Genomic DNA, 25672 nt, shown 5'->3' on the forward strand with positions numbered 1-25672 from the left:
ATGAGGTTTAACAATAAGCGCCAAAAGACATGTTAGATGTTTGATGTCTATTTTTTGTATTATCATTCTTTGTCACCACAGAAACATGAAATGAAATCACTATAGTGATTAGACTCATTATGGTGTAAGAAGGTTCAGGCCTTCGGCAATTTTTGATCAGATTTTTGATGATTATATCCTTTAACCAGCAAACCAATCTCATCATCACGATGTGATTCTGGACAAGATAAAGCAGAAACTTGGCTATCTTTATTAAGAGTAACGGCTATTTGGCGTAAAGGTTTCACCACAATACGATTGATACACCAGCTAATCGCAACCGTTAGAATAAGCCCCATTAACAGATATGTAGTTAACATTAGTGCGACAGTATTGCTGGCAAAGCGATAAAAACGGTTTGTGTCAGCCTGTAAAATAAGATAGCCAGTATAAGACTTATCATCTGTTGAAGTAATACCTAATGGCTGTAATGGAATAACAGCCTCAACAGGGATACCAAAAAGCCAGCTTGAGAAATCAGAAACGTCTTTTTTGGGTGCAAAATCTAAGTTCATCACTTGAATATTCTCAGGTTGCATCACTATCGCTTTACCAAGAATACCCGTTGCTTTTAACCCAATTATCTGTTTTTTGGCATCATTTAAATCTGATCGTAACAATGCATCAGCAAGCGGTTGCTGGATACTGACACCCGCATTAAAAAGCTGATTTTGATAATCTTCACGGCGTTGATCTATCAAATAGACAAGCTGAATACTGATAAAAATAGCAATAGTCACCAACGTAACGCCCGCAACGGCGGCCATCTGTTTTATTGTTAATGAATGTTTAAGATGAGGTTTCATCATTGCTATTTCCAATATACTTACTTGAACAGAGTGATTATACTGTATTTTTTAGATTATGTATCACTCTCAATAAAGAAAATAGCGTGATAAAAATTGCCTATCCATTAAAATAAAAGTAGATAAATATATAATTATTATTATTTGAGTATAGTTGTAAGATAAAAATAGTAAAATGAGATAAACGTTGGATTTCACTTTTTTAACTACGATATTGCCATATTATTTTGATTATAGAATATAATTCACTAAAAAATATAATGCCATGTAAGTTTAAATCTATAAAAATCTTATTAAGATGTTAAAAACAAAAATAAAATAATAATAATATTTTAATATATAAATATTTTTTATTTTTAATACCAGCACACTTAATATTTAAAGAGATCTATATAAAATAACATTTAATATTTATTGAATCACAATGGGATTATCTTATTTGGATTGACTTAATATAATTAAAAAAAAGGAGCAATATTTATATATATATTGCTCCTTTTCGATTAAAAACATTCTTTTTTATTTAAAGCGCTATGTTATCTTGCTCAACAGCAAAACAAGCAATAAGTTGGCCATTATAATCTTTTAAAGTTGGCTGTAATTGACTGCATGGACCAAATGCACGACGGCAACGTGCTGCAAAAGCACATCCTGGTGGTGGATTTAACGGGCTTGGCAATTCTCCTGTTAATTTAATGCGTTCGCGCCTTAATTCTGGTGTTAATCTTGGCGTTGCTGATAATAAGGCTTGTGTATAAGGATGCTGAGGATTTTCAAAAATTTGAACCTTAGTCCCTTTTTCTACACAACGGCCTAAATACATCACAATAACTTCATCTGCAATATGCTCAACAACGGAAAGATCATGGGAAATAAAGACATAAGAAAGCCCCATGTCCTGTTGAAGATCCATCATTAAATTTAGCACTTGAGCACGCACTGAAACATCGAGAGCAGAAACAGGTTCATCCGCCACCACAATATCCGGTTCAAGCATTAAACCACGAGCAATAGCAATACGCTGACGTTGACCACCAGAAAACATGTGAGGGTATCGGCTATAATGCTCTGTTTTCAATCCTACTTTTGCCATCATTGATAATACTTTTTCTTTACGTTCAGATACGTTAAGTGTCGTATTGATCAAAAGTGGCTCTTCTAGGATTTGTCCCACCTTTTTACGAGGATTTAATGATCCATAAGGATTTTGAAATACAATTTGGATCTTTTGGCGACGCAATTTCTCTGCTGATTTATCTTTAATTAACAGATTTTGCCCACGGTAAGAAAGCTCCCCTGAAGTGGGTATTTCAATCATGGTTAATAATCGACCTAATGTCGATTTTCCACAACCTGATTCACCAACAACCGCCAAGGTTTTACCACGCTCTAACTCAAACGAAACACCATCGAGCGCTTTCACTGTTTTCTCTTTTGAAAACAGTCCCCCTTTAACATTGTAATACTTGGCTAAATTGACCGCCTTTAATAAGGGAATAGTGACATTTGGATTAACTTCAGCCATGTGTGGGTCTCCCTGCATTATCTAACGGTGTATGGCATTTCACGCGATGTGTTCCCAATTCTCTTAAGGCAGGTTCGGTTTTATAGCATTCATCATGAGCATAAGGGCAACGAGGATTAAGTAAACATCCTGTTGGTCTATCATAACGACCCGGTACGACCCCAGATAATGAAGCTAATCGCGCTTTGTTGCTGGCAAATTCAGGTAATGCTCTTAATAGCGCCTGTGTATAAGGATGGCGAGGTGATTTAAAAATTTCTGATGCCTTCCCTGATTCCACTACTTGCCCCGCATACATTACAATAATGGTGTCGGCGGCTTCTGCTACTAATGCTAAATCGTGAGTGATAAGCACTAGCGCCATATTTTCTTGTTTTTGTAAATCAAGCAACAGTTCTATGATCTGCGCCTGAATAGTCACATCCAGAGCCGTTGTCGGTTCATCAGCAATCAATAATTTAGGACGACAAGCAATCGCCATTGCAATCATCACTCGCTGGCTCATACCGCCAGAAAGTTGATGTGGGTACACATCTAAACGTGAAGCAGGATCAGGAATACCCACCAGCGTTAAAAGGTCGATAGCACGTTGTTTACGTGTTTTTCGGCTTCCGCCTTGATGAACTTTCAATGCTTCCATGATTTGATAGCCAACCGTAAAACAGGGGTTTAGGCTGGTCATTGGATCTTGGAAAATCATTGCGACATCAGCCCCCACCAAATTACGTCGCTCTGATTCAGAGATTTTCATTAAATCTCTACCATCAAAATAAAGTTCTTGAGCACTCACTTGCCCGGGAAAATCAATCAGTCCCATAATAGCCAATGAGCTCACAGATTTACCTGAACCTGACTCTCCAACAATACCAACAACTTGCCCCTCTTCAACTTGATAGCTAATTCTGTCTACCGCTTTAAACGGAGTATCTTCATCACCAAAGTGAACAGATAATTGATTAATATTTAATAATGCCATCTTCTTACTCCGTTACTGCTTTAATTTCGGATCAAGCGCATCTCGTAAACCGTCACCCATTAAATTAAAGGCAAGCACAGTAAACAAGATAGCAAGACCAGGGAACGTCACAACCCACCATGCACTTTGTGTAAACTGCAACACGTCAGATAACATAGTTCCCCACTCAGGAGTTGGAGGCTGCGCGCCCATACCTAAAAAGCCCAATGCCGCCATATCTAAGATTGCATTAGAAAAACCTAAAGAAGCTTGAACGATTAAAGGTGCGAGACAGTTAGGTAAAATATTGATAAACATTTGGCGCATTGACCCCGCACCAGCGACGCGAGATGCAATAACATAGTCACGGTTTACTTCAATTAAAACAGCAGCTCGTGTTAATCGAACATAATGGGGTAAAGCAACAAAAGTCAGTGCAATAGACGCATTGACGATAGAAGGCCCAAAAATTGCTACCAGCACTAATGCCAATAATAAACTAGGTAATGCCAGCATAATATCGACCACTCGCATAATACCGATGTCCACAAGACCACCGAAATAACCCGCAGCTAACCCTAGAATAATTCCTAAGATAAGTGACAGTACGACAACGATACAGCCAACTAATAATGAAAGACGAGCACCAAACATTAAACGAGAAAGAATATCCCTGCCAACATCATCAGTACCTAGAATAAATTGCCAACTTCCCCCTTCTTGCCAAACAGGGGGCGCTAATAAGAAATCACGAAATTGCTCATTCGGTGCGTGAGGTGCAAGAAAGCCTGCAAATAACGCAATCAGCAACATAATTACGATATAAATTAATCCAACAACTGCGCCCTTATTTTGTTTAAAATAGTGCCAAAATTCTTGGAAGGGGGTCATAGGAGCCGGTGCATTGATGACCGGTGTAACTTTATTTTCAGTCATTATGCATTCCTTATTTTTTATGGCGAATACGTGGATTCACAATGCCATAAAGAACATCAACCAACAGATTGACAAAAATAATCATCGTTGCAATTAAAAGTACACCACCTTGAACTACTGGGTAGTCTCGCCGTTGTAAAGCATCGATTAACCAGCGACCTAAACCCGGCCATGAGAAAATGGTTTCCGTTAAAATTGCACCAGCCAGCATTGTTCCGACTTGCAATCCAATAACGGTGACAACAGGTAACATCGCATTGCGTAATGCGTGAATAAGAATGACGCGGGCACGACTCAAACCTTTTGCTCTTGCCGTACGGATATAATCTTCACCTAATACTTCAAGCATAGATGAGCGAGTCATACGCACAATTACCGCTAAAGGAATAGTACCTAATACAATGGCAGGTAAAATAATATGATGGACAGCATCAATGAAGTCGCCTTCTTCTCCCCAAATAATAGTATCAATAAGCATAAAGCCCGTTAATGGATTGCTATCATCTAAAAAGACACTATCAGCAAGCCGCCCTGACACGGGAGTTAAATCTAATTTCACAGACACCAGCATGATTAACATGATCCCCCACCAAAAAATTGGCATGGAATAGCCTGCTAATGACACACTAATCGCGGTATGATCAAAGATAGAGCCACGTTTCACCGCAGCCAGCACACCCACAGGAATGCCGACAGAAACCGCAAAAATCATGGCACAAACGCCAAGTTCTAAAGTGGCTTTAAAGCGAGGTAAAAATTCATCCCAAACAGGAATGCGGCTTTTTAATGAAATTCCCAAATCACCATGAAGAATACCATTTAAGTAATTGAGATATTGTTGCCATAACGGCTTATCCAGCCCTAATTCTGCCATTAAATAAGCATGGCGCTCTGGAGATAGACCTCGTTCACCCGCCATAATCATGACCGGATCACCGGGAATAAGATGCACGAAAATAAACGTAAGTAATGTAATTCCGATAAACGTAGGGATAACAAGTCCCAAACGTTGAAGGATAAATTGCAGCATATCCTAATTCTCTTTTCAAACATCAGCTAAAAGATAGCGCTGATAAATCAGGAGAAAATCCCCTGCGCCCACAGTGTACTGAATGTATTCTTTATTATGGAATAGCGGTGCCTTTCACGAAGAAAGACACCGTACTTAAGTAAGGTATTGCTATTATTTCAGAGAGACATTCTCGAAGTGATGTTTACCTAATGGATCAACCACATAGTTCTCTACTTTTTTACTCACTGGCTCATATACCGTAGAGTGAGCAATAATCAGTGCAGGAGCTTGATCGTGCATAACGACTTGAGCTTGTTTATAAAGCTCGACACGTTTGTCATGATCAGACGCTACTCGTGCAGGTTGGATCAGATCTTCAAATGGCTTATAGCACCACTTAGAATAGTTTGAACCTTGCTCTTTCGCAGCACAGCTAAATAATGTCGCAAAGAAGTTATCTGGATCTCCATTATCCCCAGTCCAACCCATCATTACTGCTTGGTGTTCACCGGATTTAGCACGTTTAAGATATTCACCCCACTCGTAACTTACAATTTTGGTTTTAACGCCAATTTTTTCCCAATCCGCTTGTACCATTTCAGCCATACGACGTGCATTTGGGTTATAAGGGCGTTGTACTGGCATTGCCCATAAATCAATGGTAAAACCATCAGCAAGACCCGCTTCTTTTAGCAGTGCTTTGGCTTTTTCAGGGTTATATTCATAATCAACGATATCATCGTTATAACCCCACATTGTTGGTGGAATAAGATTTTTTGCTTTTTGGCCCGCACCTTGGTAAACCGCTTCGATAATCGCGTCTTTATTCACAGCCATGCTTAATGCTTGGCGAACTTTTTGGTTATCTAAAGGTTTCTTCTCAACGTTAAACGAGATATAACCCACGTTTAAGCCAGGCTGTTCTAATAGGTTGATATCGCTATTTTGTTTCATTTTCGCAATATCAGCAGGATTTGGGAAAGGCATTGCCTGACACTCACCTTTTTGCAATTTAGCATAACGCACAGAAGCATCAGGTGTAATAGAGAAAACTAAACGATCAATGTCTGGCTTTTTACCCCAATATTGATCATTTGCTTTATAAAGAATACGAGAATCTTTTTGATATTGTTGTAATTGGAAAGGCCCTGTACCAATAGGATCTAAATCTACTTTTTCAGGTGTTCCTGCTTTCATCATATTATCGGCATATTCCGCAGATAATATGGATGCAAAGTCCATTGCCATATCAGCAATAAAAGGTGCTTCTGAACGTGTTAAAACAAAACGAACAGTATGATCATCAATTTTTTCGATTTTCTCGATCATATTGTTCATATCCATTCCTGAGAAGTATTCGTAACTTCCCCCAGACACTTTATGGTAAGGATGTTGTGGGTCCATTTGACGCATAAACGTGTACATTACGTCATCTGCATTAAATTCACGGGTTGGCTTAAAGGTTTTGCTATTATGCCAATTTACCCCTTTACGCAAATGAAAGGTATACACCTTACCGTCATCACTCACATCCCAACTTTCAGCGAGTCCTGGAATGATTTCCGTTGTACCCAGTTTAAATTCAACTAAACGATCATAAATAGGTACTGAACTTGCATCATAGGTTGTTCCTGAGGTAAATAGCTGAGGGTTAAATCCTTCAGGTGAACCTTCGGAGCAATATACTAATGTTTTTGCCTGCACGCCCGCAGAAACAGCTAATGCAAGTAGCCCGATTGTCGCGGTTAAAATTCCTGTCTGTTTTTTGGAGCTTTTCATCATTACTCTCCGAAATTGTTCTGTTGTGTTTTGGCTTCCTGTTTAAAAACGGAATGCCTTTTTATTTTGTCATTGTTCAATTAACCAACTGTATCCCCTTACGTCAATAAGGGTCTACTCCGTAAAAAGAACAAGTTATAAACATAAATGAAACGAATATCGAACAAACTCAGAATAAAAAAATAAGTCTCTGACTAATATCTAGTCAATAAAACCACACATTAAGAAATCCTTAAGTGAAATGACTGTTTTAAAAAAAGCTATGATTTGTGATTAACCGCTTAAATATTGAACGAATATTTTGAAATGAAACAAAGAACTTGGTGCTTTATTCTGTTATAGAAGAAAAATAATCATACGATCAGAGTATCCTGACTTTGGCACAAATAAGGTCATTAGCGTGAAAAACCCCAAAGCAACGCACTTAACAAACCACTCAACTAGACAAGCGCATTAGGTTCAGTGTGTTATTAATAGTTTTGATTTTTTAATAGTAGAAAATTCATCTTTTTTGATAATTATCAGACGTTCCATTGCCCATTAAAATTGAATTGAGATGATGGTTTTTAGGTTTCTTATTAGCAGTTAATAAAGCTATTTTTAAATAAGTCTGATAACTGAACGGCTTTATCATCCTGACTAAATCAAAAGCAGGGTCTATCGAGTATTTCCTTTCATTATGGAAAATATTTCCACGTGTTTTTGTTCTTTAGCTTAATAAGGAAATGAAGTGTCAGGCTAAAAATAAGATGAGCAAGAGAGAAAATACCATTATGGCGAAAAAGTAAGATGAAAACTGACACATATTGGTGCATCAATTTATTTTGGAAGGGCTAAAACGACAAAACCCCGCTTTAAAAGCGGGGTTTTTTAATATGGTCGGCGAGAGAGGATTCGAACCTCCGACCCACTGGTCCCAAACCAGTTGCGCTACCAGGCTGCGCTACTCGCCGAAAACGAGGTGCATCTTACTGCCAGAAACCCATTGCGTCAATACTTTTTTAGTATCTCCTGACTGTTCGTATGGTTTTCAACCAAAATGATTGATTTTTAACTTTTTTATCATAAAAACCATCTACTTTTAGCGTAACTATAACAATCAACTTCTTCTATATTCTCTGCAAGTTCTGTTTTTCTTTACATTGCTGATAAAAAACAAGAAAAAATAAAAAATTTATTCGTTAATACTATCGTTTATTTTATATGCTTTTTATATAATTCACTTATGTCAAATAAAGTGGGTAGTTTAGAGAATGAAACAATGTTGGTGGAGTCTCACATTACTCCTGTTGTTAACCACACTTCCAGCCCAAGCATCCACGGCACATGCTTGCCGAGTGTACTTTAAGGAAGCTGACAAATTTATTCAGTATATTTCTCAACGTGAAGACCTAAAGCATAATATACCTGAAATTAAGGGAAATTTTGAACAAAGCAAAAAACAGATAATGGCAGCGCCGCTAACAGAACAAAAAGTAATATGTGATAAAGAAATGCAAGAGCTTAATAGCCTTAATAAAATGTTCGGCCCTAAAGAAGAAACAGTGTTAAATAAATAGCCCTATAAATAGTTAAATAAGCAGATAATGACTAGATAGAATTACTTATTCGTTATTTAGTCATTATTTTGATATTAATTCTTATTTTCATAATTATTATCTGCCGTTGTACTTTCTAATCTTTTTATTCGCTCTTTTGGTGAGTTATCACTTTTATCATCACTCTTGGTATAATAATCATAAGGCAGTAATAAAGTATCTAATACTGCGCTAAAAGGAAAATCTAAAAGAACAAAGGGTTTCATTGCCCACCCAGTTTCATCATCTTTTAGCATTGCCATATTATTCTTTGTCCCTGAATAAAGCTCTTTATTGGGACCAGCATGCGTCATAACGCTAGAGCACCCCGTCAACAGAGTCATGAAAAATGTGATTAATGTTAAATTTTTACTCGTCTTTCTAAATATCATAGGGCACCTATAAAACAAGATCAGGAGTCAACGCTTTTTATCATATAGTTAAACCTGTTTTCTCTTATAGAACAAGAGAAAGATGATATAAAATAGCTTAATTTTTCAATAATTAAATAAATACGTATGCGCAAAAAATATTATTATATCTAATTAAAAAAACATAATAACATTACTAATTATTATGTTTCCCTGATATTAAAATTCAACCCTCTTTATTTTAAAGGAACATTTTAACTCTATATTTATCTTTCTTATTTTTTTGATCTTTATATATGCCGAATCTGTGCGATAAGGCACAGCGACTTTCTTTGTTCTTTGCCAAAATAGGTTTATCGTTTTAGCTCAATTTTTTAATTTTTATTTTTTGAGTATAGGATCTTTTTTATGAGTGATATTGCATTAACAATGGTGATGTTGTCATTAGCAGGCGCTCTAGGTCTTTGGATTGGCAATATCAAAATCTATCGAGTCAGCCTAGGGATAGGTGGCGTTCTTTTTGGTGGCATAATTATTGGGCATTTTGCTCAACACTATAACCTTTTACTCAACGCACAAACTCTTCATTTTATTCAAGAATTTGGTCTTATTCTTTTTGTTTATACCATCGGTATTCAAGTTGGCCCTGGCTTTTTCTCTTCATTACGTGTTTCTGGATTAAAACTCAACGCCTTTGCAATTTTCATTATTCTTCTTGGTTCTATCATCACAGCCTCAATTTATCGTTTATTTGATGTTCCCTTGCCTATTATTTTGGGTATTTTTTCTGGGGCTGTCACCAATACTCCGTCTTTGGGTGCTGGGCAACAGATACTCACTGATTTACATATTGATCCCGATTTAGTCGGACAAATGGGGATGGGCTATGCTATGGCTTATCCTATGGGAATTTGTGGCATCTTGTTAGTTATGTGGCTTATTCGTGTATTGTTTAAAATCAATATTGATGAAGAAGCAAAAACCTTTAGTAGCCAGCAAAATAGTACTAAAGAGGCACTACATACCATTAATATTGCCATTAAAAATCCCAATTTAGATGGTTTATTAATGCAAGATATTCCACTACTCAATGAAGACGCCATTGTATGCTCTCGCTTAAAACGTGGTGATAACATTATGGTTCCGATGCCATCAACGATTATTCAGTTAGGAGATTTACTGCATATTGTTGGTTCGAAAGAAGATCTTAATAAAGTACGCCTTGTATTAGGCGAAGAAGTTGACGCATCGCTCTCAACATCAACCAATTTACTACAATCAGTACGGATCGTTGTAACGAATGATTCCGTACTCAGTAAGCGTTTAAAAGATCTAGATCTTAAAAGAAAATACGATGTTGTCGTAACTCGATTAAACCGCGCCGGTATCGAACTAATTCCAAGCAATAACAGCATGTTGCAGTTCGGGGATATTCTTAATGTTGTTGGTCGTCCTGAATCTATAGAGGCGATTACGGTCCTGTTAGGTAATGCTCGTCAAAAATTAGAGCAAGTTCAAATGCTACCTGTTTTTATTGGTATTGGATTGGGGGTTTTACTTGGCTCTATTCCTATTTTCATTCCCGGTATTCCCGTAGCCCTTAAATTGGGATTAGCTGGCGGCCCTCTTGTTGTTGCCTTAATTTTAGGGCGTATTGGGACATTCGGTAAGCTCTATTGGTTTATGCCACCAAGTGCAAACTTAGCATTGCGTGAATTGGGTATTGTCATGTTTCTTGCCGTAGTAGGACTAAATTCTGGTGGTGAATTTGTTGAAACCTTAATTTATGGTCAAGGACTGAGTTGGATTGGCTATGGTATTCTTATTACACTATTACCGTTATTAATTGTAGGGATCATAGCTAGGATCTTCTTTAAACTTAATTATTTAACTCTTTGCGGAATGTTAGCCGGTTCAATGACCGATCCACCTGCTCTGGCCTTTGCAAACTCAATACATAGCTCAAGTGGAGCTGCTGCACTTTCTTATGCCACCGTTTATCCTTTAGCGATGTTTTTACGCATAATAACACCACAATTAATGGCACTTATCATCTGGAGTTTGTAGCAAAAATAATAAATATATTAATTAGTTGAACCAAATATGTTACTAAAATCTACATTTTGCTTAGCAGAGGAATAATTAAGGCCATGAATGACTCTTATTTAAGCCATAGATTTTATCATTGTCTGTTTTAATAGTTCTCGTGCTAAGAAATTTAGATTGAGACGGATTGCTAAATGCTTAGTAATCAATTTCTTTCCGTCAAACTTATGCTCAAAAGTCCTCGTTATTGTCTTTGCCCCTTCTTCTCGCTGAAGGGGCATTTTTATTAGATATTCACTGGCTGATAGATATTCTCGATTTCTTCAGCCAGAATTTTTATTCCTTTCTCTATCAGTTCAGGCTCAGGTACGTAATTCATACGCATACATTGATGAGCATGATCCCATGAATCTTCTAATCCCGGAAAGAAGTAATGTCCCGGCACCATTAATACACCACGTTTTTTCAAACGACGATATAACTCTTCACAAGAAACAGGCAAGTCTTTAAACCATAGCCACAAGAAAATAGCGCCTTCAGGTTTATGAATAAGACAACGTTCTTCAGGTAAGTAACGGCGAATAATATCAATGGTTTCAAGCACACGCTGATGATAAAAAGGCCCAATTACCTCTTGAGATAATCGCATCAAATCATCACGTTTTAGCATTTCTAATGCCATTGCAGGCCCAATTCCACCTGGTGCAAGGCTAATAATGCCATTCACATTTGTAATGGCTGAAATCAACTCTTCACTGGCGATGATAATGCCACAACGTGCGCCGGGTAAACCTAACTTAGACAGGCTCATGCAAAGAATTGTATTGTCATTCCAACGAGGTGTTGCTTGAGTGAAAATAATACCTGGGAAAGGAACACCATAAGCATTATCTATAATCAGAGGGATATTATGCCGTTTAGCTAAATCCTCTAACTTTTCAACTTCGTCATCAGTAATAACATTACCCGTTGGGTTTGTTGGTCTAGAAACACAAATAGCCGCAATATCATCACCAATTTCAAGATGAGCAAAATCAACATGGTATTTGAATTGCCCATTTGGCAACATTTCTATAGTTGGCTTATTTGCAACAAACAGATCTTCTTCTAATCCAGAATCGGCATAACCGATATATTCAGGTGCTATAGGAAAAAGAATTTTACGTTTCTTGCCTTCAGGGGTTGTTCCACCTAATAAATTGAACAAATAGAAAAAAGCGCTTTGGCTACCATTGGTTAATGCAATATTTTTTGCCGAAATATTCCAGCCTAACTTCTCTTTTAAACATACCGCCAATGCTTGTAACATAGCATCTTTGCCTTGCGGGCCATCATAGTTACAAACTGCATCACTTAACGTGCCATTTTCTGTCATCTCTTTAAGTAACTGGCGAAAATAGTTGTCCATTTCAGGAATATGCGCAGGATTACCGCCTCCCAACATTACGGCACCTGGTGTCCGTATTCCTTCATTTAAATCTTGCATCAAGCGAGCAATGCCCGAATGCTGAGCAAATTTTTGCCCGAATTGTGATAATTGAGTCATCTTTGCAGGTATCTTCTATGTTGCTTTCTCGTTAAGAAATACCATACCGCGAGCTTTAATCTGCATCAATAGTTATAATAGAAATGATAAAATAGGAATATTAATACAGGTTTAAATATTGAAATATAAAACCAATTAATTATTAAGTTAAAGATAACTCAACTCATATTTTACTTTTTATTGGTGTTTTCACTCTATTCTTTACGACAAAAACAAGAAAGAATATGGTCATTCACCATACCAACAGCTTGCATAAAAGCGTAGCAAGTTGTTGTACCAACAAATTTAAAGCCTTTTTTCTTTAACGCTTTTGCCATCTTATCTGAGATTTCAGTAGACGCAGGTACTTGGGATATATCATCCCACTGATTAACAATTGGTTTATTATCAACAAATTGCCAAATAAACTGGCTAAAATCGTCACCTTGCTCTTCCATTGCCATAAAAACACGCGCGTTATTAATAATGGCGTTAATTTTTCCTTGATGACGGATAATAGCGGGGTCTTGTAATAGAGCTTCAACATCTTTCGCTGTCATTTTGGCTATTTTTTCAGGTAAAAAACCAAAGAAACAGCGACGATAACCCTCTCTTTTTTTGAGTACGGTATACCAAGATAGCCCGGCTTGCTGGCCTTCAAGGCAAATCATTTCAAAAAGTTTGTATTTATCTCGTTCAGGTTTTCCCCATTCATCGTCGTGATATGCCAAATATTCAGGATCATTGGTTACCCAATCGCAACGTTGTTTACTCATTCACTCATTCCTTGTTATCAATAACTTTCAATAGCATCACTTATATACTGTATAAATATACATGTAAATAGGTGAGAAAAAATTCAATCTAATTCTTTGAGCATAGTCATAAAGTCAATTAAAGGATTATTTTTTTGATCGAGGGAAAATTGCCCGCATTCCTTGCTGTATATCTTTCGTCTAGAAGGTATACTGAAACCTTTCTTTTTATTCTATGTATCGCCATGCGGATATAACATGCAAAAGTTTGATACCAAAACCTTTCAAGGTCTTATCCTGACACTACAGGATTACTGGGCTCGCCAGGGCTGTACCATTGTCCAACCATTAGATATGGAAGTGGGTGCCGGCACATCACACCCAATGACCTGCTTACGAGCATTAGGGCCAGAGCCTATTGCTGCGGCTTATGTACAACCTTCACGTCGCCCAACTGACGGACGCTACGGTGAAAACCCTAACCGTTTACAGCACTATTACCAATTCCAAGTTATCATTAAGCCATCACCTGATAACATTCAAGAACTGTATCTTGGCTCTTTAAGAGAGTTAGGTTTAGACCCAACTATCCATGATATTCGTTTTGTAGAAGATAACTGGGAAAACCCAACACTGGGTGCTTGGGGCTTAGGCTGGGAAGTTTGGCTCAACGGCATGGAAGTCACGCAATTTACCTACTTCCAACAAGTGGGTGGATTAGAGTGTAAACCTGTTACAGGCGAAATTACTTACGGTTTAGAGCGCCTTGCCATGTATATTCAAGGCGTAGATAGCGTCTATGATTTAGTTTGGTGTGATGGCCCATTAGGTAAAACCACCTACGGTGATATCTATCATCAAAACGAAGTTGAGCAATCAACCTATAACTTTGAATATGCTGATGTAGACTTCTTGTTCTCTTGCTTTGAACAGTATGAAAAAGAAGCTCGCGAGTTGTTAGAGTTAGAAAAACCTCTGCCTTTACCTGCCTATGAACGTATCCTAAAAGCAGGACACACCTTTAATTTATTGGATGCACGTAAAGCGATTTCAGTGACAGAACGTCAACGTTATATTTTACGTATCCGTACTTTAACCAAAGCGGTTGCTGAAGCGTATTATGCTTCTCGTGAAGCGCTTGGTTTCCCTATGTGTAAAAAGTAAGAGGCTATCATGACAACTGAGACTTTCCTCGTGGAAATCGGCACGGAAGAATTACCGCCGAAAGCGCTTCGTTCTTTAGCCGAATCTTTTGCTGCTAATTTTACTGCAGAGCTGGACAACGCCAATATCACTCATGGTGATGTATCTTGGTTTGCAGCACCTCGCCGTTTAGCCATCAAAGTAGCTAATATGGCGAAATCGCAAGCAGATAGAACCATTGAAAAACGTGGTCCTGCAATTGCTCAAGCATTTGACGCTGAAGGTAAACCAACCAAAGCAGCTGAAGGTTGGGCAAGAGGTAATGGCATTACTGTTGACCAAGCAGAACGCTTATCAACAGATAAAGGCGAGTGGTTATTTTATCGTGCAGAAGTAAAAGGTGAAGCTGTTAACCAATTACTGATTGGCATGGTAAGCACAGCATTATCAAAATTACCAATTCCAAAATTAATGCGCTGGGGCGATAAAGAAACTCACTTTGTACGTCCTGTTCATACTGTCACTTTATTATTAGGTGATACTGTTATTGATGGTGAAATTTTAGGTATCCAAAGCGATCGTATTATTCGTGGTCATCGCTTTATGGGTGAAGCTGAGTTCACTATTGATAATGCAGATCAGTATCCTGAAATTCTTTATGAGCGCGGAAAAGTTATTGCTGATTACGAAACGCGTAAATCAATTATTCTTCATGATGCTCGTCTTGCTGCTGAAAAACTTGGCGGTATCGCAGATTTAAGCGATAGCTTAGTGGAAGAAGTCACTTCATTGGTTGAATGGCCGGTTGTATTAACAGCAAAATTTGAGGAAAAATTCCTTGCCGTTCCTGCTGAAGCACTGGTTTACACAATGAAAGGTGACCAAAAATACTTCCCTGTTTATGATAAACAAGGTGGGTTGTTACCTAACTTTATTTTCGTCACTAATATTGAATCTTCTGATCCACAACAGATCATTAGTGGTAACGAAAAAGTAGTACGTCCTCGCTTAGCTGATGCAGAGTTCTTCTTTAAAACTGACCGAAAACAACGTTTAGAAGATAACTTACCACGCCTTGAAACCGTATTATTCCAGAAAGATTTAGGCACATTGCGTGATAAAACAGACCGTATTCAAGCATTAGCTGGCTTTATTGCGAGCAAAATGGGTGCTGATGTTAGTAAGGCAACCCGTGCAGGTTTACTGTCAAAATGTGACTTAATGACCAATATGGTGTTCGAATTCACAGATACTCAAGGTGTTATGGGTATGCATTATGCACGTCATGATGGTGAAGCCGAAGAAGTTGCTGTTGCACTAAAAGAACAATATCAGCCTCGTTTTGCAGGCGATGAATTACCTTCTAATCCTGTTGCTAGCGCCCTCGCTATCGCAGAGAAGATGGACACACTTGCGGGTATTTTCGGCATTGGTCAACATCCGAAAGGGGATAAAGATCCATTTGCTCTACGTCGTGCATCATTGGGTGTTTTACGTATTATCGTTGAGCAAGATTTACCGTTAGATATTGAAGAATTAACGCAAGAAGCCGTTCGCCTTTACGGTGACAAGCTGACGAATAAAAATGTCGTTAGTGATGTAGTTGAATTTATGCTAGGTCGTTTCCGTTCTTGGTATCAAGAATTAGGTTACAGCATTGATACTATTCAAGCTGTATTAGCACGTCGTCCAACACAACCTGCTGACTTCAATGCTCGCGTTAAAGCGGTAACTTATTTCCGTACATTAGAAGAAGCCTCTGCGTTAGCAGAAGCCAATAAACGTGTTTCTAATATTTTAGCAAAATCTACTAACGTAAAACTGAATGACACTGTTTTAGCTTCTGTATTAAAAGCACCAGAAGAAGTTCAATTAGCGGCGAATCTTTCTGTATTACAAGATAAGTTGGCACCATTATTTGCAGAGCGTAAATATCAAGAAGCATTAGTTGAACTAGCTTCATTACGTGATGTGGTCAATAACTTCTTTGATAAAGTTATGGTAATGGATGAAGACGAAGCGGTTCGTATCAACCGTTTAACTATGTTAAGCCAATTACGTGAACTGTTCTTAAAAGTCGCGGATATTTCTGTTTTACAATAAAGAATAGAATATTGTTTGAAATAAAAACCGATACTCTTATAGGGTATCGGTTTTTTATAAGCATGAGAATAGACACTTAATTATAAATCTCTTAACTCATAGAGTCGTTCTGATAATTCTTTATTTTTATCTATAAAATAAAATAAAAAATCTTCTGTAATATATTCTTGTTTACCATTGCTGTATTTTGTCGCTAATATTTGATTATCTTCATCATCAGAAACATCACACTCTTCTGCACTAACTTGATATGAACGCACTAACCTATTTCTCATTTCCATGACTTCATAAAATCGATCAGCTATTTCGAGACCCGATATTTGATTAATCGTTTGTTTTACATCATCAAGCAATTGTCCTGTTTCTTTATCAATAAGTATATGCCAAGAATATTTTTTATCTTTATCTAATCTTAAGATATTTTCTATAACAAAGTTATTGTTTGAATTAAATACACAAAAACAAGTTCCGAGTAATTCTCTATACTTTTTAGAAGGTAAAGCTTGCGTTGTATATTCTTCATACATAATATTTATCCCCTTTAATAATGAAAAAAATAAAATCCATTCTATTTTAATTAATTATTAACTTTGAAAAATATCATTTTTCATTAGAGATCTAACTTAATTTTTATTTAAACAATGAAGATATTTATTATTAAAATAAGAGTATTAATAATGATATTAATACTCTTATTTGTTTAATATTGAATTCCGGTCTCTACTGTAAATATCTGTCGATAACCATCAACATCACGCATAAATGCAATATATTGGTCATTCGGAGAGAATACGACTGCATCACTACTTGGCGCTTGTGCTGTTTTTTCTGTTAATCGTGTTAGTTCACCCGTTTTTGCATTACATAACATCACACTGTTATCACAAATAAAGGTGATATATTGTCCGTTACTATTCCATGTAAAGGCTGACTGAATATCCCAATTCTGAGAGGTAACTTGTTTTATCTCTTTCGTACTTGGCGAAACTGTATATAACTGCACAACACCGCTGTCATCTTTCATTAAAAAAGCAATGGCATCACCTTTTGGGGAGCTTCTTAGCCAGTGGCGAGGCTGATTTAAAACACCTGCGTATTTTCTATTAGTTGTATTTGTTAGCCGTGTTTGATGAATACCTTTAGCCACCGCTGGCATTGTTGTGTCAGTTCCTGCCAATGGCTTATCACCTTCAATACTGAAAGCGTGATTATCATCAGGTAAATCCACTAAAAAAATATCAGAAACTTTATCGCCTTGTTCACTCACAGTATCGCCAATAAACGCAATTGCCCAGCGTTGTTGTGAACCATCAGCCTTTGTATAGCCCTGAGTACCAACCCAACACTCTTCATAAGCTTTATTAATTTCGTCACTTCCCTTTTGTGGGTGAGCAACAGTTTGGCTTATTACAGTGCAAAAATATTCACCATCATATTCACGAGGATGTTTTTTAGCGACATTTACCGCTTTTAGTGGCACAGCAACCGCCACATTACGTTGATCATATTCACTACCCAATTCATGCATAATATGATCGTTATATGTAAAACTTAAACGTAAACCATCAGGGCTAAATACATGAACATGAGTCCCCCCACGTAATGCACCAGCTTGATATGGGGAGGTCAGTGAACATGCATCGATATTAAAAGCACGATTTTGCGCTGACTCATCAACAATCACTCCGCGACGATGATGAAAATCATAATGCCATTCATCATCTGGATTTTCAGGCCCATGAATAAAAGCATAACGCACAGGTTCAGTTGGGCATACTGTAGCCACACCAACATATGCTCCTTGTGTTGCAGTGTAAATTATCTGTTGCTGTTTTGTTTTCGCATGAATTTTTTCTATGGTTAGACCTGTAAAAGATCCTCCATTGGGACGTACATCATAGACTAACCACTGGCTATCTGGTGTCCAAACATTTATATTGGTTAACTGATGATGACGGCTATCAAACGTAATCTGGTGTTCCTGAAAAGACATATTTATCCTTATCGGGAAATAAATTTCCACATTATAAAAACTAATTAATTTTACCTGGCACTAAAAAAATTCAGTCGAGACTTTTTCGCAAGGTAATTACTCTATCCTCACTAAATAGTCAGAAAATTAGAAAATCATGTTACTTAGTGTTCTCTATATTATTGGTATTACTGCAGAAGCCATGACGGGTGCGCTTGCTGCTGGCCGTCGTAAAATGGATGTTTTTGGCGTAATTATTATCGCCTCAGCAACGGCCATTGGTGGTGGCTCTGTCAGAGACATTCTACTCGGCCATTACCCACTGGGTTGGGTAAAACACCCTGAATATATCGTCACTGTTGCATGTGCTGCTGTTATCACCATGTGGGTTGCCCCCATGATGAAACACTTACAGCGACTCTTCCTTATCCTAGACGCCATCGGCCTAATGGTTTTCTCTATTATCGGCGCACAAATCGCACTCGATATGGAATATGGCCCAATTATTGCTGCTATTGCCGCGGTGATTACAGGGGCTTTTGGTGGTGTATTAAGGGATATGCTCTGTAATACCATTCCTTTAGTTTTCCAAAAAGAAATTTATGCCGGTATCGCTTTTGGTGCTGCGTGGCTTTATATGGGATTACTGTTTTATACACCATTACCAAGAGACGTTATTATCATCATTACCCTTGTTGCTGGGTTAACGGCTCGACTTCTCGCTATTCGTTATAAATTGGGCCTACCTGTCTTTAATTACGAGAATCAAGATTAACGAATCGCTGTTTTAACAACAGCGGTTATTTTTGATTCTGTGGGGTATCTCAAAATATAATCTCTTTTCACTATTATGATAAAAGGTAATTCCTATCACTGAGCCTTTAATTGTATGTTAATATTGGCATAGTTTAATTTTTCTCTTATTTTCTAATTAAAAAAGAGAACGTAATAAGAAAAAAATATCCCTGTATTAAACATGGGCACTGTATGTCATTCATTGTATGTGTATACTATATGGGGGATTTGCTCCCTAAACATGTATTTATACTTAATTCTCCAGTCAAATTCAGAAAGTCATCATGATCCAAGGAACTCTTTATATTGTTTCCGCTCCAAGCGGTGCGGGTAAATCAAGTCTTATTCAAGCGCTGTTAAAAACACAGCCTTTATATGACACGCAGGTTTCTGTCTCCCATACCACTCGCCCTATGAGACCGGGAGAAAGCCATGGTGAACATTACTTCTTTGTCACTGAAGAAGAATTTAAAAGCATGATAGAGAGTGGTGATTTCCTCGAACATGCTTGTGTTTTTGGTAATTACTACGGTACATCCGGCAAAGTTATCAAAGAAATCTTAGCCAGTGGTGTTGATGTTTTTTTAGATATTGATTGGCAAGGCGCACAGCAAGTGCGTAAAGCGATGCCAGAAGCTCGTAGTATTTTTATTCTGCCACCGTCAAAAGAAGAGCTTTACCGCCGACTTCGTGGACGTGGCCAAGATAGCGAAGAAGTGATTACAAAACGTATGTCACAAGCTGTATCAGAAATGGAGCATTTTAATGAGTATGATTATTTGCTGATTAATGATGATTTCAATACTGCGCTTGCTGATTTACAATCAATTATTCGTTCAGAAAAATTACGCCTTGATCGTCAAACGCTACGACATGGTGATTTAATCAGCAAATTATTGGCAGACTGAGTTAACTTTCAGTATTATGCCCAGTCATTTCGTTAATGGTGGAGTAACACAAATATGGCACGCGTAACCGTTCAAGACGCTGTAGAAAAAATTGGTAACCGTTTTGACCTCGTTCTGGTCGCAGCACGTCGTGCGCGTCAGTTACAAGTTGGCGCTAAAGATCCTTTAGTTCCAGAAGAAAATGATAAAATGACTGTTGTCGCGCTACGTGAGATCGAAGAAGGCCTGATTAACGGTAAAATTCTTGATGCTCGTGAACGTCAAGAGCAGCAAGAGCAAGAAGCAGCAGAATTACAAGCTGTTTCAGCGATTGCGGAAGGTCGTCGTTAATCGTTTTATAAAATAGGGGTAGGTCTGCCTTGTACCTGTTTGAAAGCCTGAATCAAATCGTTCAAAAATACTTGCCATCGGAGCAAGTTGAACAACTTAAAAAAGCCTTTATCGTCGCCCGAAATGCCCACGAGGGACAAACTCGTTCAAGTGGTGAGCCTTATATAACTCACCCTGTTGCGGTTGCGTGTATTCTCGCAGATATGCGATTAGACCACCAAACGCTTATGGCGGCGTTGTTGCATGATGTTATCGAAGATACGCCTGCAACCTTCCAAGATATCGAAAACCTATTTGGTAGTACGGTGGCCGATCTTGTTGAAGGTGTTTCTAAACTGGACAAATTAAAGTTTAGAGACAAAAAAGAGGCTCAGGCTGAAAATTTCCGTAAAATGATTATGGCGATGGTAAAAGATATTCGCGTCATTTTAATCAAACTGGCAGACCGAACTCACAATATGCGCACACTGGGTTCATTGCGCCCAGATAAACGTCGCCGTATTGCTCGCGAGACACTCGAAATCTATAGCCCTTTAGCACATCGTTTAGGTATACATCATATCAAAACAGAGCTTGAAGAGCTGGGTTTCGAGGCGCTACACCCTAATCGTTACCGTGTTATAAAAGAAGTTGTTAAGGCTGCTCGAGGTAACCGCAAAGAGATGATTAATAAAATCCTCTCTGAAATTGAAGGTCGCCTAACAGAAGCGCATATTGAATGTAAAGTAAACGGTCGCGAAAAACACCTCTACTCTATCTATCGCAAAATGTTGCTAAAAGAGCAACGCTTTCACTCGATTATGGATATCTATGCCTTTCGCGTTATCGTGAAAGAAGTTGATACCTGTTATCGCGTATTGGGTCAAATGCACAGTCTTTATAAACCACGTCCGGGGCGAGTTAAAGACTATATTGCCATCCCTAAAGCCAATGGCTATCAATCTCTTCATACATCACTTATTGGCCCTCATGGCGTGCCAGTTGAAGTGCAAATTCGTACTGAAGATATGGATCAAATGGCTGAAATGGGGGTTGCAGCGCATTGGGCTTATAAAGAGCAAGGTGAACAACCGGGCACAACCGCACAAGTAAGAGCTCAACGCTGGATGCAAAGTCTACTTGAATTGCAACAAAGCGCGGGTAGCTCATTTGAATTTATCGAAAACGTAAAATCAGATCTTTTTCCTGATGAAATTTACGTTTTCACTCCAGAAGGTCGCATTGTTGAATTACCAACGAGCGCGACTCCTGTCGATTTTGCTTATGCTGTACATACTGATATTGGTCATGCGTGTGTGGGCGCAAGAGTTGATAGGCAACCTTATCCTCTTTCACAATCGCTACGCACAGGACAAACAGTTGAAATTATTACTGCTCCAGGTGCACGACCGAACGCAGCTTGGCTAAATTTTGTCGTCAGCTCAAGAGCTCGTTCTAAAATTCGCCAACTTCTGAAAAATTTAAAACGCGAAGACTCTATTAATTTAGGTCGCCGTTTATTGAATCACGCTTTAGGTGAGCATAAGCTCGCTGATATTTCAGCCGAGAATATTGAGCGTGAATTGAAGCGAATGAAGCTCCATTCCATTGATGACTTAATGGCTGAGATTGGCTTAGGTAACACTATGAGTGTTGTTGTCGCGCGTAATTTATTAATTGATACTCAAAATCAAGATGATAATGCACCAACAAATGCAACTAATGATGAAACACCTAAGCTGCCAATTAAAGGTGCCGATGGCGTATTAATCTCCTTTGCTAAATGTTGTCGCCCTATTCCGGGTGATCCTATCGTGGCACATATTAGCCCAGGAAAAGGCTTAGTTATTCACCATGAATCTTGCCGTAATATTCGTGGCTATCAAAAAGAGCCTGAAAAATTCATGCCTGTCGAGTGGGATAAAGAGATCAACAGTGATTTCATTACTGAAATTAAAGTCGATATGATTAACCACCAAGGTGCATTAGCAAACTTAACCGCTGCAATTAATGATGCAAACTCAAGTATTCAAAGCATGAATACTGAAGAGAAAGATGGTCGTGTTTATTGTGCTTTTATTCGCTTAACCGCGAAAGACCGAATTCAATTAGCCAATATCATGCGCAAACTTCGCATCATGCCTGATGTTCTGCGCGTTAGTCGTAATAAAAACTAGCCATGAATTCAATTCGATATGCCCGCATCTGCCAAATGATGGCGATGCGGCAACCTGACCTGACAGTTTGCCTTGAAGAAGTGCATAAATCCCATAATGTGGCCGCTGTTATAAGAACAGCTGATGCTGTGGGTATTCCTAAAATTCATGCTATTTGGCCTGAAGAAAAAATGCGAATGCTCATATCACCAGCAGCAGGAAGTAACAGTTGGGTCAATGTAGAAACACACCCCACAATCGCTGATGCCATAGGTACCTTTCGTAATCAAGGTATGCAAGTTCTTGCGACACATCTCTCAGATAAAGCCGTCGATTTTCGTGATATCGATTACACTCGCCCAACTTGTATTATTATGGGACAAGAAAAAACAGGTATCTCACAAGATGCGATAGCGCTTGCCGATCAAGATATCATTGTTCCTATGATGGGTATGGTGCAATCATTGAATGTTTCGGTTGCCAGTGCTTTAATTTTATATGAAGCACAACGACAACGTCAGGCTGCAGGTATGTATAATCGAACAGAGAGCACCTTGACAGAAGAACAACAACAAATTCTGCTATTTGAAGGTGGATATCCAGTCTTAGCAGAAGTTTCTCGTCGAAAAGGCCTGCCTCGCCCATACATTAATGGTCGTGGTGAAATTGAAGCTCCTGACTCATGGTGGGCAGAAATGCAAATGACACAAAAGCAACTTAGGAAATTAAAAAAGACGGAGTATTGATCTCATGAAAGGAAAACTGCTTGATGCAATCCCCTTAACCACTCTTCACGGCGTAGGTGCAAGTCAGGCAGACAAGCTGGCAAAAATAGGGCTTGTGACTATTGAGGATTTGTTACTCCACCTTCCTTTGCGTTATGAAGATCAAACACACCTCTATGCTATTAGCGATCTTCTTCCCGGTATTCCTGCCACTGTCTCAGGTGAAGTATTAAGAACCGAAGTCAGTTTTGGGCGACGAAAAATGATGACCTGCCAAATTTCTGATGGCTCAGGTATTCTAACGCTTCGCTTTTTTAACTTTACGGCAGCAATGAAAAACAACCTTGCTCAAGGTAAACAAGTCACCGCCTATGGTGAAGTAAAGCGAGGAAGCCGAGGCCCTGAAATTATCCACCCTGAATACAAAATTAAAGTGGCAGGTGCTGAGGTTAAATTGCAAGAAACACTCACCCCAATTTATTCCACAACCGAAGGCTTACGCCAAACATCATTGCGCAAACTGATAGAGCAAGCGTTAGAATTACTTGATACCTGCGCTATTAATGAATTATTACCTGATCAATTTATTCATGGTTTACCCCCATTAGCAGTTGCATTGCGCACTTTACATAATCCGCCTCCCGATATCGCCTTCGCAGAGCTTGAAAAAGGGCAACATCCCGCACAAAAAAGACTTATCCTTGAAGAGTTACTGGCTCATAATTTAGGCATGCTGAATGCCAGAGCTGGTGCGCAATCTTATCGTGCAGAACCTCTGTTTATGCCAAACACTTCCACATTACGCCAGCAATTTCTCGCAATGTTACCTTTTACTCCCACAAATGCTCAGCAACGTGTCGTCAATGAAATTGAAAATGATTTAGAAAAAAACTACCCGATGATGCGACTTATCCAAGGAGATGTAGGTTCAGGTAAAACGCTAGTTGCAGCATTAAGTGCATTACGTGCCATTGCAAATGGTAAGCAAGTGGCGTTAATGGCTCCAACAGAATTATTAGCAGAACAACATGCATTGACGTTTAGAAAATGGTTCGAGCCTTTTGGTATTCAAGTGGGTTGGTTAGCTGGAAAACAGAAAGGGAAAGCTCGCGAAGCACAACAAAACGCCATTGCGAATGGTGAAGTTTCTATTATTATTGGCACTCATGCTATTTTCCAAGAACAAGTAAAATTTCACGCCCTTGCCTTAGTCATTATTGATGAGCAACACCGTTTTGGAGTGCATCAACGTCTTGCTTTATGGAAAAAAGGTGAAGAGCAAGGTTTTCACCCTCATCAATTGGTAATGACAGCAACACCAATCCCACGAACACTAGCAATGACTGCTTATGCCGATATGGATACTTCTATCATCGATGAATTACCTCCCGGACGGACACCAGTAACCACGGTTGCCATCCCCGATACTCGTCGTAATGATATTATTGAGCGTATTAGGCTCGCCTGTACAGAAGAGAACCGCCAAGCTTATTGGGTCTGTACATTAATTGAAGATTCCGACGTACTTGAAGCACAAGCGGCTCAAGTAATTTATGATGAACTTACACTCACACTTCCTGAAATTAAAGTCGGACTTGTACACGGTCGAATGAAACCTGCTGAAAAGCAAGCTGTTATGACGGCATTTAAAGAAAATGAGTTACATCTTCTAGTCGCAACAACCGTTATCGAAGTTGGCGTTGATGTGCCTAATGCCAGTTTGATGATTATTGATAACCCTGAAAGACTAGGCCTTGCACAGTTACACCAACTACGTGGCCGAGTGGGTCGAGGTGCAATTGCCTCTCATTGTGTTTTACTTTATAAAACACCACTGACGCAAACTGCGCGTTTACGATTACAAGTATTAAGAGATAGCAATGATGGCTTTGTCATTGCCCAAAAAGATCTCGAAATTCGTGGCCCAGGAGAACTTTTAGGTACCAAACAAACAGGTAATGCGCAATTTAAAGTGGCTGATTTATTACGCGATCAAGGGCTCATTCCTGAAGTACAACGTATTGCTCGTTACTTACATCAACACTACCCTAAGCATTCGCAAGCCTTAATCGAACGCTGGTTACCCGCTAAGACACAATATAGCCAAGCATAAAATCACTCTTTGCATCGCCTTAGCATGTCGTTAAATGCGGTTTTGCGTGATATTGAAATGGAACATGCCATAAAAAACACCCCAATGCTGAAAAAACAACGTTGGGGTGCGATTTAATACAG

The 25672-nt window shown here is 38.6% G+C and carries 21 protein-coding genes and 1 tRNA gene; 10 read left to right on the forward strand and 12 right to left on the reverse strand.

Features of this window, described 5'->3' with window-relative positions; genetic code table 11:
- Positions 1–134: 134 nt before the first annotated feature.
- The 7 genes from GTH24_RS18730 to GTH24_RS18760 all read right to left on the reverse strand — a co-directional run bounded on the left by GTH24_RS18730 (position 135) and on the right by GTH24_RS18760 (position 8005).
- On the reverse strand, positions 135–845 hold the full coding sequence (locus GTH24_RS18730) for a HAMP domain-containing protein (RefSeq protein ID WP_072068971.1): 711 nt from the start codon (positions 843–845) through the stop codon (positions 135–137).
- Positions 846–1368: 523 nt separating this feature from the next.
- Positions 1369–2370: a dipeptide ABC transporter ATP-binding subunit DppF gene (gene dppF, locus GTH24_RS18735; RefSeq protein ID WP_164526824.1), complete on the reverse strand. Its 1002-nt coding sequence runs from the start codon at positions 2368–2370 to the stop codon at positions 1369–1371.
- Entirely contained in the window at positions 2363–3346 is a 984-nt protein-coding gene (gene dppD, locus GTH24_RS18740; protein WP_164526825.1) for a dipeptide ABC transporter ATP-binding protein, read from the reverse strand. The genes dppF and dppD overlap by 8 nt, the downstream gene beginning before the upstream one ends.
- A 12-nt stretch (positions 3347–3358) precedes the next feature.
- A complete protein-coding gene (gene dppC / locus GTH24_RS18745) occupies positions 3359–4261 on the reverse strand; it encodes a dipeptide ABC transporter permease DppC (protein ID WP_072068807.1) in 903 nt (300 codons plus the stop codon).
- A 10-nt stretch (positions 4262–4271) separates the two neighbouring features.
- Positions 4272–5291 carry a dipeptide ABC transporter permease DppB gene (dppB, locus tag GTH24_RS18750; RefSeq protein WP_164526826.1) on the reverse strand — a complete coding sequence of 340 codons (1020 nt, stop codon included), beginning with the start codon at positions 5289–5291 and terminating at the stop codon, positions 4272–4274.
- 153 nt (positions 5292–5444) lie between these two features.
- Positions 5445–7052: a dipeptide ABC transporter periplasmic-binding protein DppA gene (gene dppA / locus GTH24_RS18755; RefSeq protein ID WP_072068809.1), complete on the reverse strand. Its 1608-nt coding sequence runs from the start codon at positions 7050–7052 to the stop codon at positions 5445–5447.
- 876 nt (positions 7053–7928) lie between these two features.
- Positions 7929–8005: transfer RNA gene (locus GTH24_RS18760), tRNA-Pro, on the reverse strand.
- Between the two features lie 300 nt (positions 8006–8305).
- On the opposite strand from GTH24_RS18760, the gene GTH24_RS18765 reads away from it, so the two are divergent.
- Positions 8306–8611 carry a DUF5339 family protein gene (locus tag GTH24_RS18765; RefSeq protein WP_072068810.1) on the forward strand — a complete coding sequence of 102 codons (306 nt, stop codon included), beginning with the start codon at positions 8306–8308 and terminating at the stop codon, positions 8609–8611.
- A gap of 74 nt (positions 8612–8685) precedes the next feature.
- Here the strand turns inward: GTH24_RS18765 and GTH24_RS18770 are convergent, their stop codons facing one another.
- The gene (locus GTH24_RS18770) at positions 8686–9021 is read right to left on the reverse strand and encodes a YceK/YidQ family lipoprotein (RefSeq protein WP_072068811.1); all 336 of its coding nucleotides are present in this window, start codon (positions 9019–9021) and stop codon (positions 8686–8688) included.
- A 387-nt stretch (positions 9022–9408) separates the two neighbouring features.
- On the opposite strand from GTH24_RS18770, the gene GTH24_RS18775 reads away from it, so the two are divergent.
- Positions 9409–11067 carry a putative transporter gene (locus GTH24_RS18775; RefSeq protein WP_164526827.1) on the forward strand — a complete coding sequence of 553 codons (1659 nt, stop codon included), beginning with the start codon at positions 9409–9411 and terminating at the stop codon, positions 11065–11067.
- Positions 11068–11332: 265 nt separating this feature from the next.
- On the opposite strand, the gene GTH24_RS18780 is transcribed toward GTH24_RS18775, so the two are convergent.
- A complete protein-coding gene (locus GTH24_RS18780; protein WP_072068813.1) occupies positions 11333–12592 on the reverse strand; it encodes a valine--pyruvate transaminase in 1260 nt (419 codons plus the stop codon).
- Positions 12593–12786: 194 nt separating this feature from the next.
- Complete coding sequence (locus GTH24_RS18785) at positions 12787–13347, reverse strand: DNA-3-methyladenine glycosylase I (RefSeq protein WP_072068814.1); 561 nt, start codon at positions 13345–13347, stop codon at positions 12787–12789.
- A gap of 237 nt (positions 13348–13584) precedes the next feature.
- Here GTH24_RS18785 and glyQ point away from each other — a divergent pair, with 237 nt between their 5' ends.
- The gene (gene glyQ, locus GTH24_RS18790; protein ID WP_004246832.1) at positions 13585–14490 is read left to right on the forward strand and encodes a glycine--tRNA ligase subunit alpha; all 906 of its coding nucleotides are present in this window, start codon (positions 13585–13587) and stop codon (positions 14488–14490) included.
- Between the two features lie 9 nt (positions 14491–14499).
- The gene (glyS, locus tag GTH24_RS18795) at positions 14500–16572 is read left to right on the forward strand and encodes a glycine--tRNA ligase subunit beta (RefSeq protein WP_164526828.1); all 2073 of its coding nucleotides are present in this window, start codon (positions 14500–14502) and stop codon (positions 16570–16572) included.
- An 80-nt stretch (positions 16573–16652) separates the two neighbouring features.
- Here the strand turns inward: glyS and GTH24_RS18800 are convergent, their stop codons facing one another.
- Together GTH24_RS18800 and GTH24_RS18805 are read right to left on the reverse strand one after the other, a co-directional pair.
- Positions 16653–17099, reverse strand: a complete 447-nt coding sequence (locus GTH24_RS18800; RefSeq protein WP_164526829.1) for a selenium binding protein — start codon at positions 17097–17099, stop codon at positions 16653–16655.
- 173 nt (positions 17100–17272) lie between these two features.
- Positions 17273–18565, reverse strand: a complete 1293-nt coding sequence (locus GTH24_RS18805) for a DUF3748 domain-containing protein (RefSeq protein WP_164526830.1) — start codon at positions 18563–18565, stop codon at positions 17273–17275.
- A 136-nt stretch (positions 18566–18701) separates the two neighbouring features.
- On the opposite strand from GTH24_RS18805, the gene GTH24_RS18810 reads away from it, so the two are divergent.
- The 6 genes from GTH24_RS18810 (at position 18702) to recG (ending at position 25550) form a co-directional block, all read left to right on the forward strand.
- Positions 18702–19319 carry a trimeric intracellular cation channel family protein gene (locus GTH24_RS18810; protein WP_072068818.1) on the forward strand — a complete coding sequence of 206 codons (618 nt, stop codon included), beginning with the start codon at positions 18702–18704 and terminating at the stop codon, positions 19317–19319.
- A 304-nt stretch (positions 19320–19623) separates the two neighbouring features.
- Positions 19624–20247, forward strand: coding sequence for a guanylate kinase (gene gmk / locus GTH24_RS18815; protein WP_072068819.1), 624 nt, complete (start codon positions 19624–19626; stop codon positions 20245–20247).
- A 54-nt stretch (positions 20248–20301) separates the two neighbouring features.
- Positions 20302–20577: a DNA-directed RNA polymerase subunit omega gene (gene rpoZ / locus GTH24_RS18820; protein ID WP_006534607.1), complete on the forward strand. Its 276-nt coding sequence runs from the start codon at positions 20302–20304 to the stop codon at positions 20575–20577.
- Positions 20578–20606: 29 nt separating this feature from the next.
- Positions 20607–22733: a bifunctional GTP diphosphokinase/guanosine-3',5'-bis pyrophosphate 3'-pyrophosphohydrolase gene (gene spoT, locus GTH24_RS18825; RefSeq protein ID WP_072068820.1), complete on the forward strand. Its 2127-nt coding sequence runs from the start codon at positions 20607–20609 to the stop codon at positions 22731–22733.
- A 2-nt stretch (positions 22734–22735) separates the two neighbouring features.
- Positions 22736–23458 carry a tRNA (guanosine(18)-2'-O)-methyltransferase TrmH gene (trmH, locus tag GTH24_RS18830; protein ID WP_072068821.1) on the forward strand — a complete coding sequence of 241 codons (723 nt, stop codon included), beginning with the start codon at positions 22736–22738 and terminating at the stop codon, positions 23456–23458.
- Between the two features lie 4 nt (positions 23459–23462).
- Positions 23463–25550: an ATP-dependent DNA helicase RecG gene (gene recG / locus GTH24_RS18835; RefSeq protein WP_164526831.1), complete on the forward strand. Its 2088-nt coding sequence runs from the start codon at positions 23463–23465 to the stop codon at positions 25548–25550.
- Positions 25551–25672 lie beyond the last annotated feature (122 nt).

The organism is Proteus vulgaris, assembly GCF_011045815.1.
GTDB lineage: Bacteria > Pseudomonadota > Gammaproteobacteria > Enterobacterales > Enterobacteriaceae > Proteus > Proteus vulgaris_B.

What these genes read in the sequence shown, in the direction of transcription:
- GTH24_RS18785 (WP_072068814.1), bottom strand. Translation starts at nt 13,347, where the DNA reads ATGAGTAAACAACGTTGCGATTGGGTAACCAATGATCCTGAATATTTG.
- GTH24_RS18780 (WP_072068813.1), bottom strand. Translation starts at nt 12,592, where the DNA reads ATGACTCAATTATCACAATTCGGGCAAAAATTTGCTCAGCATTCGGGC.
- dppA (WP_072068809.1), bottom strand. Translation starts at nt 7,052, where the DNA reads ATGAAAAGCTCCAAAAAACAGACAGGAATTTTAACCGCGACAATCGGG.
- GTH24_RS18775 (WP_164526827.1), top strand. Translation starts at nt 9,409, where the DNA reads ATGAGTGATATTGCATTAACAATGGTGATGTTGTCATTAGCAGGCGCT.
- rpoZ (WP_006534607.1), top strand. Translation starts at nt 20,302, where the DNA reads ATGGCACGCGTAACCGTTCAAGACGCTGTAGAAAAAATTGGTAACCGT.
- dppC (WP_072068807.1), bottom strand. Translation starts at nt 4,261, where the DNA reads ATGACTGAAAATAAAGTTACACCGGTCATCAATGCACCGGCTCCTATG.
- GTH24_RS18765 (WP_072068810.1), top strand. Translation starts at nt 8,306, where the DNA reads ATGAAACAATGTTGGTGGAGTCTCACATTACTCCTGTTGTTAACCACA.
- dppF (WP_164526824.1), bottom strand. Translation starts at nt 2,370, where the DNA reads ATGGCTGAAGTTAATCCAAATGTCACTATTCCCTTATTAAAGGCGGTC.
- recG (WP_164526831.1), top strand. Translation starts at nt 23,463, where the DNA reads ATGAAAGGAAAACTGCTTGATGCAATCCCCTTAACCACTCTTCACGGC.
- dppB (WP_164526826.1), bottom strand. Translation starts at nt 5,291, where the DNA reads ATGCTGCAATTTATCCTTCAACGTTTGGGACTTGTTATCCCTACGTTT.
- GTH24_RS18800 (WP_164526829.1), bottom strand. Translation starts at nt 17,099, where the DNA reads ATGTATGAAGAATATACAACGCAAGCTTTACCTTCTAAAAAGTATAGA.
- glyQ (WP_004246832.1), top strand. Translation starts at nt 13,585, where the DNA reads ATGCAAAAGTTTGATACCAAAACCTTTCAAGGTCTTATCCTGACACTA.
- GTH24_RS18770 (WP_072068811.1), bottom strand. Translation starts at nt 9,021, where the DNA reads ATGATATTTAGAAAGACGAGTAAAAATTTAACATTAATCACATTTTTC.
- GTH24_RS18810 (WP_072068818.1), top strand. Translation starts at nt 18,702, where the DNA reads ATGTTACTTAGTGTTCTCTATATTATTGGTATTACTGCAGAAGCCATG.
- dppD (WP_164526825.1), bottom strand. Translation starts at nt 3,346, where the DNA reads ATGGCATTATTAAATATTAATCAATTATCTGTTCACTTTGGTGATGAA.
- trmH (WP_072068821.1), top strand. Translation starts at nt 22,736, where the DNA reads ATGAATTCAATTCGATATGCCCGCATCTGCCAAATGATGGCGATGCGG.
- GTH24_RS18805 (WP_164526830.1), bottom strand. Translation starts at nt 18,565, where the DNA reads ATGTCTTTTCAGGAACACCAGATTACGTTTGATAGCCGTCATCATCAG.
- GTH24_RS18730 (WP_072068971.1), bottom strand. Translation starts at nt 845, where the DNA reads ATGAAACCTCATCTTAAACATTCATTAACAATAAAACAGATGGCCGCC.
- glyS (WP_164526828.1), top strand. Translation starts at nt 14,500, where the DNA reads ATGACAACTGAGACTTTCCTCGTGGAAATCGGCACGGAAGAATTACCG.
- gmk (WP_072068819.1), top strand. Translation starts at nt 19,624, where the DNA reads ATGATCCAAGGAACTCTTTATATTGTTTCCGCTCCAAGCGGTGCGGGT.